Annotated in this window: 9 protein-coding genes; 4 read left to right on the top strand and 5 right to left on the bottom strand. The window is 68.3% G+C overall.

Annotated elements, in window-relative coordinates; genetic code table 11:
- Positions 1-193 precede the first annotated feature (193 nt).
- Both cysD and cysN read left to right on the top strand, forming a co-directional pair.
- The gene (cysD, locus tag AAFF32_RS17965) at positions 194-1108 is read left to right on the top strand and encodes a sulfate adenylyltransferase subunit CysD (protein WP_216963366.1); all 915 of its coding nucleotides are present in this window, start codon (positions 194-196) and stop codon (positions 1106-1108) included.
- Positions 1108-3078 (top strand): sulfate adenylyltransferase subunit CysN, encoded by a 1971-nt coding sequence (cysN, locus tag AAFF32_RS17960; RefSeq protein ID WP_342315925.1) that lies wholly within the window; start codon positions 1108-1110, stop codon positions 3076-3078. The genes cysD and cysN overlap by 1 nt, the downstream gene beginning before the upstream one ends.
- A gap of 327 nt (positions 3079-3405) precedes the next feature.
- On the opposite strand, the gene AAFF32_RS17955 is transcribed toward cysN, so the two are convergent.
- The gene (locus AAFF32_RS17955) at positions 3406-3642 is read right to left on the bottom strand and encodes a GlsB/YeaQ/YmgE family stress response membrane protein (RefSeq protein ID WP_216963359.1); all 237 of its coding nucleotides are present in this window, start codon (positions 3640-3642) and stop codon (positions 3406-3408) included.
- Between the two features lie 148 nt (positions 3643-3790).
- Complete coding sequence (locus AAFF32_RS17950) at positions 3791-5284, bottom strand: M20 family metallopeptidase (protein WP_216963356.1); 1494 nt, start codon at positions 5282-5284, stop codon at positions 3791-3793.
- A gap of 285 nt (positions 5285-5569) precedes the next feature.
- Between AAFF32_RS17950 and AAFF32_RS17945 the strand changes: the two genes are divergently transcribed.
- Positions 5570-5944, top strand: coding sequence for a ComEA family DNA-binding protein (locus tag AAFF32_RS17945; protein ID WP_342315924.1), 375 nt, complete (start codon positions 5570-5572; stop codon positions 5942-5944).
- 112 nt (positions 5945-6056) lie between these two features.
- Positions 6057-6677 (top strand): HutD family protein, encoded by a 621-nt coding sequence (locus tag AAFF32_RS17940; protein WP_342315923.1) that lies wholly within the window; start codon positions 6057-6059, stop codon positions 6675-6677.
- A 109-nt stretch (positions 6678-6786) separates the two neighbouring features.
- On the opposite strand, the gene AAFF32_RS17935 is transcribed toward AAFF32_RS17940, so the two are convergent.
- From AAFF32_RS17935 to AAFF32_RS17925, 3 genes are all read right to left on the bottom strand, one after another.
- Positions 6787-8415, bottom strand: a complete 1629-nt coding sequence (locus tag AAFF32_RS17935) for a flavodoxin domain-containing protein (RefSeq protein WP_216963335.1) — start codon at positions 8413-8415, stop codon at positions 6787-6789.
- Positions 8412-9341: an FAD:protein FMN transferase gene (locus AAFF32_RS17930; protein ID WP_342317309.1), complete on the bottom strand. Its 930-nt coding sequence runs from the start codon at positions 9339-9341 to the stop codon at positions 8412-8414. Before AAFF32_RS17930 ends, AAFF32_RS17935 begins: the two co-directional genes overlap by 4 nt.
- Before the next feature lie 83 nt (positions 9342-9424).
- Positions 9425-10237, bottom strand: a complete 813-nt coding sequence (locus AAFF32_RS17925; protein WP_342315922.1) for a DUF4198 domain-containing protein — start codon at positions 10235-10237, stop codon at positions 9425-9427.
- Between the last annotated feature and the right edge of the window lie 35 nt (positions 10238-10272).

The following is a 10272-nucleotide window of genomic DNA, read 5'->3' as shown; positions in this document are numbered from 1 at the left end:
TGCACGGCGGGGACCATTGCAGGCTAGGTCCGCGGCGTCGCCATATGAAAGGAAGTCGGGTTATGCGCTCATGCCGGGGGCTTATTTCCGCGCCGCGAGGCCCCCGTTCCTACAATGTGCTCCACTAGAGCGGTCGCCGGCGCACACTGTCCGCAACCGGCCTTCAACCCCGGTTCCGCAAGATCAAGACCCGATGACGCTGCCCCTGGACCTGAGCCACCTCGACCGCCTCGAAGCGGAAAGCATCCACATCCTGCGCGAAGTCGCGGCGGAGTTCCGGCATCCGGTGATGCTGTATTCCATCGGTAAGGACAGCTCGGTGCTGCTGCACCTGCTGCTCAAGGCGTTCGCGCCGGCGCCGACGCCGCCCATTCCGCTGCTGCACGTGGACACCGGCTGGAAGTTCCGCGAGATGATCGCCTTCCGCGACCAGCGCGCCGCGCAGACCGGCGTGGAGCTGCGCGTGCACACCAACCCCGACGGCGTGGCGCAGGGCATCGGCCCCATCACCCACGGCGCCACCGTGCACACCGACGTGATGAAGACGCAGGCGCTGAAGCAGGCGTTGGACCAGTACGGTTTCGATGCGGCCATCGGCGGCGCGCGCCGTGACGAAGAGAAGTCGCGCGCGAAGGAGCGCGTGTTCTCGTTCCGCAACGAACAACACCGCTGGGATCCCAAGAGCCAGCGACCGGAGCTGTGGAGCCTGTACAACGCGCGCATTCACAAAGGCGAATCGGTGCGCGTGTTCCCGCTGTCCAACTGGACCGAGCTGGACGTGTGGCTCTACATCTACCGCGAGAAGATCCCGGTGCCGTCGCTGTACTTCGCGGCGGAACGCCCGGTGGTGGAACGCGACGGCGCGCTGATCCTGGTCGACGACCATCGCCTGCCGCTGCGCGAAGGCGAAACGCCGCAGCTGCGGCAGGTGCGCTTCCGCACGCTGGGTTGCTACCCGCTCACCGGCGCGATCGAATCGCAGGCCGACACTCTGGAGAAGATCATCGCCGAGATGCTCGTGGCGACCACGTCCGAACGCCAGGGCCGCGTGATCGACCACGATCCGTCGGCGTCGATGGAGAAGAAGAAGCAGGAGGGGTATTTCTGATGAAGCCGGGATTGGGGATTGGGGATTCGGGATTGGCGAAAGCGCAGGGCGCTTCGGAGGACTCGGCTTTGGCTGTTTCGAATCCCGAATCCCGAATCCCGAATCCCGAGGCCGCCGTAGCGGCCTACCTCGCCCGCCACGAAACCAAGGGCCTGCTGCGCTTCATCACCTGCGGCAGCGTGGACGACGGCAAGAGCACGCTGATCGGCCGCTTGCTGTTCGAAAGCCGCGCGTTGTTCGACGACCAGCTGTCGGCGCTGGAGAAAGACAGCCGTCGTCACGGCACCCAGGGCGCCGACATCGATTACGCGCTGCTGCTCGACGGCCTGTCGGCCGAGCGCGAGCAGGGCATCACCATCGACGTCGCGTACCGATTCTTCAGCACGGAAAAGCGCAAGTTCATCGTCGCCGACTGCCCGGGCCACGAGCAGTACACGCGCAACATGGCCACCGGTGCGTCCACCGCAGACGTGGCGGTGGTGCTGGTCGACGCACGCAAGGGCCTGCTGCCGCAGACGCGGCGCCACAGTTACATCGTCTCGCTGCTGGGCATACGCCATGTGCTGCTGGCGGTGAACAAGATGGACCTGGTCGACTACGACCGCGCGGTGTTCGACGAGATCCAGGCCGGTTACCGCGAGCTTGCAACGCAGCTGGGCATCGAACACGTCCAGGCGGTGCCGCTGTCCGCGCTGCGTGGCGACAACCTGCTGGGTTCCTCCGAACGCACACCGTGGTACACCGGGCCGAACGTGCTCGAGTACCTGGAAACCGTCGACGTCTCGCGCCATGCGCAGGACATCGGCTTCCGCCTGCCGGTGCAGTGGGTGAATCGGCCGAACCAGGATTTCCGCGGCTTCGCAGGCACCGTCGCTGCGGGCGAGGTGCGGCCCGGCGACGAGGTCGTCGCGTTGCCGTCGGGCCGCCGTTCGCACGTCGCGCGCATCGTCACCGCCGACGGCGACCTCGACCTCGCGCGCGAAGGTCAGGCCATCACGCTCACGCTGCGCGATGAAGTGGACATCAGCCGCGGTGACGTCATCGCGCACGCGCACCGCCCGCCGCAGGTCGCCGATCAGTTCGCCGCGCACCTGCTGTGGATGGGCGAACAGCCGTTGCTGCCCGGGCGCCCGTACTGGCTGAAGATCGGCACGCGCACGGTCAGCGCCAGCGTCACCGAGATCAAGCACAAGACCGACGTCAACACGCAGGAAGCGCTGGCGGCCAAGCACCTGGAGCTCAACGAGGTCGGCTTCTGCAATCTGTACCTGGATCAGCCGGTGGCGTTCGAGGCGTATGCGGACAACCGCACGCTGGGCGGCTTCATCCTGATCGACCGCCAGACCCATGCGACGGTCGCGGCGGGCACGTTGCAGTTCGCGCTGCGCCGCGCAGGCAACATCCACTGGCAGCACCTGGACGTGGACCGCACCGCGCGTGCGCGCATCAAGGGCCAGCAGCCGCGCGTGCTGTGGTTCACCGGCCTGTCGGGTTCGGGCAAGTCGACCATCGCCAACCTGGTCGACAAGCGCCTGCACGCGATGGGCTACCACACCTTCATCCTCGACGGCGACAACGTGCGCCACGGCCTCAACAAGGACCTGGGCTTCACCGACGAGGACCGCGTGGAGAACATCCGTCGCGTCGCCGAAGTGGCGAAGTTGATGAGCGACGCGGGGCTGATCGTGCTGGTGAGTTTCATCTCGCCGTTCCGCGCCGAGCGGCGCATGGCACGCGAGCTGTTCGCGCCGGGCGAGTTCGTCGAGGTCTACATCGACACGCCGCTGGCGGTGGCGGAGAAGCGCGACGTGAAGGGCCTGTACGCGAAGGCGCGCGCCGGCCAGCTGCGCAACTTCACCGGCATCGACTCGCCCTACGAAGTGCCGGAGGCGGCGGAGCTCACGCTCGACACGGTGTCCGATTCCGCCGAGCGCCTGGCGCAGCAGGTGATCGACCGCCTGCTGGGCTGAGGCGCGTGCGCGACAGTGCGGGCGCGGGTTCGCACGAGGTGCGGAGTGGGCGGATGGGCACTTGCACCGCACTCGCCCCCATGGCGTCGTCCCCGCGAAGGCGGGGACCCAACTTTCCGAGCCTCACGCCCTCCGGAGGACATGACGGCGCAGACGGTTGGATTCCCGCCTTCGCGGGAATGACAACTCACGTTCGCCCGAATGACAGCTCACGGCGGCATCCACACCGCACCACCGCCGCGGCCATGCCGTGCTCCCAACGAGCACGTACAAAGAAAAACCCCGGCGCGAAGCCGGGGTTTTTCGTTCTTGCGAACCACCGTCGGATCAGGCGCGCTTCTTGCGCACCAGCTCATACAGGAACAACAGCGCGACCGCGCAGGCGATGGAAATGGCGAAACCGATGATGCCGCCGCGGGCGTAGAGCAGGCTGCCGATGTACGCGCCGACGATGCCGAGCAGGATGGTCAGGATCCAGCCCATCGGATCCGCGCCCGGCTTGAAGAAGCGGGCCAGCACACCAATGACCGCACCGATGATGATCGTGTAGAGCAGACTGCCCATGGCGTCCTCCTGAGGTGGGTGATGCCGAGGCATCGTAGCGCTTCGGCACACATCCGCCGGAATGCCCGACGAACGGCAGGCATGCTACGGCAGCAAACGAAAAACCCCCGCCAAAGCGAGGGCTTTTCTGAGCGTGCCGCCGATGGAATCAGCAGCAGCCGTGCCCGCCGTGGCGGTCGCCGCTGTCCGGTGCGACCGACGCGCCGGTGGTCTCCCCGCGCAGGCTGGCGTGGTGGTGTTCGGCGATCACGCGCGACACGCAGGCCGTCACACGCTTGCCCATCGGAATGTGCAGGAACTCGTTGGGACCGTGCGCGTTGCTGTGCGGGCCGAGCACGCCGGTGATCATGAACTGCGCGCCGGGGAACTTCTCGCCGAGCATGCCCATGAACGGAATCGAGCCGCCTTCGCCCATGTACATCGCGGGCTTGCCGAAGAACTCGCGGCTGGAGGCGTCGATCGCGTTGGTCAGCCACGGCGACTGCGCCGGTGCGTTCCAGCCGGTGGAGGACTTCTCCAGGTCCAGCGTCACCTTCGCGCCGTTGGGCGGATTGCGGGTGAGCACGTCCTTGAGCAGTTCGCCGGCCTTCTTGCCGTCCAGCGTCGGCGGCAGGCGCAGCGAGAGCTTCACCGACGTGTACGGACGCAGCACGTTACCGGCCGAGGCCAGCGCCGGCATGCCGTCCACGCCGGTCACCGACAGCGCCGGCCGCCAGGTGCGGTTGAGCACCAGCTCGGTGAGGTCGTCGGCCATCGGCGTCATGCCGGGCAGCAGCGGGAACTTGTCGAAGATCGCGGTGTTGAGCACCTTCGCCGCTTCGCGCGCCTGCGCCAGGCGTTCGGCGGGAACCTCGGAATACAGGCCCTCGACGCGGACCTTGCCGGTGGTTTCATCTTCAAGACGCGAGAGCAACTGACGCAGCAGGCGGAAACTCGACGGCACGATGCCGGACGCATCGCCCGAATGCACGCCTTCTTCCAGCACCTTCACCGTGAAGTTGCCGCCGGCCAGGCCGCGCAGCGAGGTCGTGCACCACAGCTGCTCGTAGTTGCCGCAGCCCGAGTCCAGGCACACCACCAGCGACGGCTTGCCGATGCGATCGGAAAGATGATCCACGTAGGCGGGCAGATCGTAGCTGCCGGATTCCTCGCAGGCTTCGATCAGGATCACGCAGCGCGCATGCGGCAGCTGCTGTTCCTGCAACGCCAGCACGGCGGTGAGCGAACCGAAGATCGCGTAACCGTCGTCGGCGCCGCCACGACCGTACAGGCGGTCGCCCTTGATGACCGGATTCCACGGACCGAACTCCGGATCCCAGCCGGTCATCTCCGGCTGCTTGTCCAGGTGGCCGTACAGCAGCACGCAATCGTCGTTGCGTCCGCCATTGGCGGCGGGGATGTCGATGAAGATCAGCGGCGTGCGGCCTTCCAGACGCACCACTTCGACCTGCATGCCGGGAATCGGCTGGGCCTTCGCCCAGGTTTCCATCAGCTTGACCGCATCGTCCATGTAACCGTGCTTGACCCAGTCGGCGTCGAACATCGGGGACTTGTTGGGAATTCGGATGTACTCGACGAGTTGGGGAACGATCTCGTCGTCCCATTTGTCGCCGACGTAGCGGTCGACCTTGCTGATGTCCATGGCGGAGAGCGCCTCGATTCGTGCGGGGGACGACAAGTTTACGCCTCCGCGGCACCCGGCCGACCCCCTACCCATGCCACGGAAGGTTCCGAACCCGGTGGGAAATGCCCCGACACACCTTGGGAACGCACCTACGCAAGGTTGCGGCCGCTTCCTTCGTGCGATCGGCGCCTTGGCCGATACGACGCATCCGGGAGGGTATGGAGACTTTCATGGCCGCCGCGCATCTCGCCGGCGGGAGTCCTTCCACATCGACGGGCCCCACGTGGGCCCCCAGGAGTCGCCATGAAATCCATTGCCGTCCCGTCGCTCGCGAACTTCGCCCGCGCGCTGTTGCTGTCGCTGCTGCTCGCGGCCCCGGCCGTCGCGGCCGAGACCGTCAACGTCAACACCGCCGATGCCGCCACGCTGGACCGCGTGCTGGTCAACATCGGCCCGAGCAAGGCCGAGGCCATCGTCGCCTACCGCAAGACCAACGGGCCGTTCCGCAGCGCCGACCAGCTGGCCCAGGTGCCGGGCATCGGCCTGAAGACGGTGGAGAAGAACAAGGACCGCATCGTGTTCGCCGGAGGCGCGGCGGCGGCGTCGGCCGCCGCCAAGCCGGCGCCGACGGCGAATGCTGCGGCGGCCAAGCAACCGGCCGCCCCGGTCAGGCGTTAAGGGGAGCGCTGCCGGTCCGGCGCGATCCGGCGCGCCGGGCCGGCCGTGCGATGACGCCTCGTGCGGAAGATGCCGCCGTTAGACTGTGCGGCAACGACTTCCGGACGTGCCGATGTCCAACGAGCAACGCAGCCGCTCGCGGGTGGTTCCCGCCAACGAATACCGCCGCGAACGCTGGCGCAACCAGCTGGGATGGACGCGCGAGATCCACGCCGGCCGTCTGCCTGACGCCGAACCGGACGCGCCCTGGGATTGGCGTTTGTCGATCGCGGAGATCGAGCGGGACGCGGAGTTCTCCGCATTCCCGGGAGTCGATCGCGAGCTGGTGCTGCTCAGCGGCAACGGTGTGCGCCTGCGCTTCGAGGATGGCGAGACACACGAGCTTCATCCGCCTCACGATCGCCTGCGTTTCGCGGGCGAGCGCAGGGTCGTCGGCGAACTCATCGACGGCCCCACGCACGACTTCAATCTGATGTGGCGTCGCGACCGCGTCCGCGCCGCACTCTGGCATCGCCCGCTGGTGGGGCCGATGGTGGTGTTCGCCGAACCGGGCACGACCTGGGTGGCGCACCTGATGGCGGGGCAGGCGGAGTTCGCAGACCAATCGGGATTGCCGGCGATGTCGGCGGGCGATACGGCGTTCTTCGAGGCGGGGGAGCTGCGCCTGCGTCACGTCATCGACGGCGGTGGCGAACTGCTGCTGATCCGCATCGAGCCGGTGGCTGAGGGCTGAGTCGCGTGCTGCCCGGTCGTGCAAGCGATCGGGTGTCGTGGGGATGTCGCGTGGTCCCAGGGCCCGCTGCCAGCCACGGGGCTTCGCGCGTGGGCTTCGCTCGTCGACATCAGTAGACGTCGCGGCAGTAGCGGCCCTCGGCGGCCATGGCTTCCAGCGCATCCAGGCCGACCGTCTCGCGCAGCACGGCATCGACCGCCGGCGCCATGCCTTCCAGGCTGCCGCAGACGTAGACCGCCGCGCCGTCGGCGATCCATTCGCGCAGGCGCGCGGACTGTTCGTGCAGACGGTCCTGCACGTAGGTGCGTTGGGCACCATCGCGGGAGAAGGCGAGGTCCAGGTGCTGCAGATGGCCGTCGCGCAGCCAGCCTTCGATCTCGTCACGATGATGGAAGTCGTGCGCGCGCTGACGTTCGCCGAACACCAGCCAGTTGCGATGATGGCCCGCAGCAGCACGCGCCTTCAGGTGCGCACGCAGGCCCGCCAGGCCCGTGCCGTTGCCGATGAGCACCATCGGCCGGTCGTCCTGCGGCGGATGGAAAGCCGCGTTGCGGCGGATGCGCAGGTCGATACGCATTCCGACGTCCGCGTGCGCGGTGAGCCAGCCGCTTCCGCTGCCCAGGCGGCCGTCGGGATGGCGCATCTGGCGGACCAGCAACTGGAGGCTGCCGTCGGCGGGCAGCGAGGCGATCGAATACTCGCGATGCGGCAACGCCTGCAAGCCGTCGGCCACGGTCTGCGCGGACTGACCCCGCACGCTCGCCGGTTCCGGCAGACGCGAGTGCTGCAGCAGCGTCGCAAGCTCCAGCGTGTCGCCGTCGCGCTCGATGTCCGCCGTTCCATCCTGGCCGGACGCAAGCAGCCACGCCATGACATCGGCCGGCGCATGGCACGGCCCGATCTCCGCGATGTCGCCCGCCTGCCACGTCAGATCGCGCGCATCCGCCGGCACCAGGGCGAGGTAATACGCGGGCCCGCCGAGGCTGCCGGGGTTGAGCCACTGGCGTTCCAGCAGGCGCCACGGGCGGTATTCGGGTGCGCTCCAGTCGGCCAGCTCCGCATGGCCGGCGAGCTGCCCCAGGCGATGCTGCCAGTGGCGCAGCGCGCCCGCGTCGCCGGCGTCGACGTCGATGCGATCGAACAACGGCTGCGCGCCGTTGTGGTGCAGCCACTGGTCCAGTCGCCGACCGAAACCGCAGAAGCGGTCGTAGGCGCGATCGCCCAGTGCGAGCACCGCATACTCCAGCCCGGCCAATGCCATCGACTGGCCGAGCACGTGCCGGGTGAATCCAAGCGCATGGTCCGGCGGATCGCCTTCGCCCGTCGTGCTGGCGATGAAGAGCGCGCGCCGATGCGTCTGCAGCACGGTGGCATCGATGCGATGCAGCGGCAGCAGGCGCACGTCCATCCCGGCGCCGCGCAGCGCCTGCGCCGTGTGTTCGGCGAGCTGCTGCCCGAATCCGGTCTGGCTCGCCCACGCGAGGAGCAGCGCATCCTCGCCGCTGCCCGGGTCGACGCGCGCGGCGGCGCGTTCCTCGCGCACGCGCAGCCATGTGGCCGTGCACAGGCCGAGGAAGGCGAGCACCACCAGCGTCGCCAGCACCCAGCTCCCCGCGCGCGGCGAAGCGATCCACCACGGCCCCGACTGCCAGCGCCCGAAGACGAGCACGAAGGCGAGCAGCATCGCCAGCACGAAGCCGTTGCCGAGCCAGGTCTTCAGTGAAGAATCGGTGTTCATGCGTGCAACAGGGTTTCGAAGGCAGGTGTCATGCGTTCGGTCACGGCGTCGCCGCGCGTGTCCACGAAGCGTGCCGCGAGCCCGTTCGCGCATGCAGCGTCGAAGCCATCGTGCATGCCGAGCACCGTGAGCGCCGTCGCCCAGGCGTCGGCCCGCATCGCATCGGCGGCGACGACGGTGACCGCGGCCGGCGCATCCACGACCGGATGCCCGCTGCGCGGGTCGAGTGTGTGGCTGATCGCGCGGCCTTCGTGCTCGCGTCGGTGCCAACGATCGCCCGACGTCGCGACCGCCAGGCCATCCAGCGCCAGCACGCGCGCTTCGTTCGCATCGTCCTCGTCGCCGGACCAGCCTGCCACGATCACCCGCCATGGCGCGCCGTCGGGCTTGCGGCCGTAGCCGTAGAGTTCGCCGCCGACTTCGATCAGCGCCGCGTCGATGCCCTGCGCGCGCAGATGGGCGGCCACGGCGTCCACGCCGAAACCCTTGGCTATCGCGCACAGGTCCAGCCGTGTGCCGCCCGGTTGCAACGCCCGGCGCTGCGCCGGATCCAGGATCACGCGCCGCCACTGCACGTGGGCGCGTGCGGCTTCGGGCGAGAACGCGAACGCGGACGCGCCCGCGCCCGCGCCCGCGCTGGGCGGGCCGAAGCCCCATCCGTCCACCAGCGACCCCACGGTCGGGTCGAACGCGCCGCCGCTGGCGTGTGCGATGTCGAGCGCGCACGACAGCACCGTCCAGAAGTCATCGCGCAGCGCGTGCCACGAGCCCGCGTCCGACGCGTTGTACCGGCTCAGGTCCGAGCCGGCCTCCCAGTTGCTCATCTGCGCGACCACGTCGTCCAGACGCGACTGGATGCCCGCGTGCAGGGCATGCAGGTCGGCGTTGCGAGGCGCGGCGAGTTTCACCGACCAGGTCGTGCCCATCGTCGCACCGCCGAGGATGTCGACGGCGCGCGGGACGGGCTGCGTTGCGGATGCGTGCGTGGCCACTGCGTGTTGCGTCTTCGTTACTGCGGCAGCACTTCCAGCGTGGCGACATAGCCCAGGCGGCGCTGCTTGGCCTGCTTGACCGTGGTCTTGTTGTCTTCGGAATTCGCTTCGAGCCAGTACATGCCGGCTTCCGGCCAGGTCACGACGAACTCGCCCTTGGCATCCGTCTTCACCTTCAGCTCGTCCTGCGCGTTGCGATAGCGCGTGTTGCCGCGGACGATTTCCACATCCAGGTTCGCCGCCGGCTTGCCGTCGATCTGGAAGCGGAACCTGGCTTCCTCACCGGCGAACAGGTCGTTGGGATGCGTCACCGGCACCAGCTCCAGGCCCACGCCGCTGGGCTTGAGCGCGGTCTCGTTCGGCGAGCCGCTGGTGACGAAGGTTTCCACACGGCTCACCGACTGGCCGACCTGCAGCTTCTTCGCGTCCTTGGGCACTTCGGTGGCGAAGGTCGCCTCGGTGCCGCGCCAGCGCTTGGTCTGGCCGTTCGCGTCTTCCCAGCTGCCGGTGACGTAGTTGTTGACCACGCCGATGCGGTACGTGCCGGTCTGCTTGAGCTCGACGTCGAACACCGTGCGGTACTTGCCGGTGGCGGCGTTCTGCGCGGTCACGGTGCTGCCGTCGGGCGCGGTGATGGCGAGGTTGTCGGTCTTCAGCGGGACGTGGTTGAAGTAGAACAGGTCGTTGGACACGGCCGCGTCCACCGTCACCCACGGATTGTTGCCGGCCAGCACCGTCTGCGACGGCTGCAGCCACGCCTTGTGTGCCTGCGCGGCGAAGGGAAGGGAAAGGGCCAGCGCGAGCGCGGCGAGCTTCAGGGTCGGCTTCATTGCGATGCTCCTGCGTAAGTGGATGTGTGTTCGCG

Source organism: Lysobacter sp. FW306-1B-D06B (genome assembly GCF_038446665.1).
Classification (GTDB): domain Bacteria; phylum Pseudomonadota; class Gammaproteobacteria; order Xanthomonadales; family Xanthomonadaceae; genus Lysobacter_J.
Note: the sequence above shows the minus strand (reverse complement) of the source record. Positions and strands in the feature narration are given on the sequence as shown.

Coding starts and splice junctions, on each gene's coding strand:
- cysD (WP_216963366.1), top strand. CDS start 194: ATGACGCTGCCCCTGGACCTGAGCCACCTCGACCGCCTCGAAGCGGAA.
- cysN (WP_342315925.1), top strand. CDS start 1,108: ATGAAGCCGGGATTGGGGATTGGGGATTCGGGATTGGCGAAAGCGCAG.
- AAFF32_RS17955 (WP_216963359.1), bottom strand. CDS start 3,642: ATGGGCAGTCTGCTCTACACGATCATCATCGGTGCGGTCATTGGTGTG.
- AAFF32_RS17950 (WP_216963356.1), bottom strand. CDS start 5,284: ATGGACATCAGCAAGGTCGACCGCTACGTCGGCGACAAATGGGACGAC.
- AAFF32_RS17945 (WP_342315924.1), top strand. CDS start 5,570: ATGAAATCCATTGCCGTCCCGTCGCTCGCGAACTTCGCCCGCGCGCTG.
- AAFF32_RS17940 (WP_342315923.1), top strand. CDS start 6,057: ATGTCCAACGAGCAACGCAGCCGCTCGCGGGTGGTTCCCGCCAACGAA.
- AAFF32_RS17935 (WP_216963335.1), bottom strand. CDS start 8,415: ATGAACACCGATTCTTCACTGAAGACCTGGCTCGGCAACGGCTTCGTG.
- AAFF32_RS17930 (WP_342317309.1), bottom strand. CDS start 9,341: ATGGGCACGACCTGGTCGGTGAAACTCGCCGCGCCTCGCAACGCCGAC.
- AAFF32_RS17925 (WP_342315922.1), bottom strand. CDS start 10,237: ATGAAGCCGACCCTGAAGCTCGCCGCGCTCGCGCTGGCCCTTTCCCTT.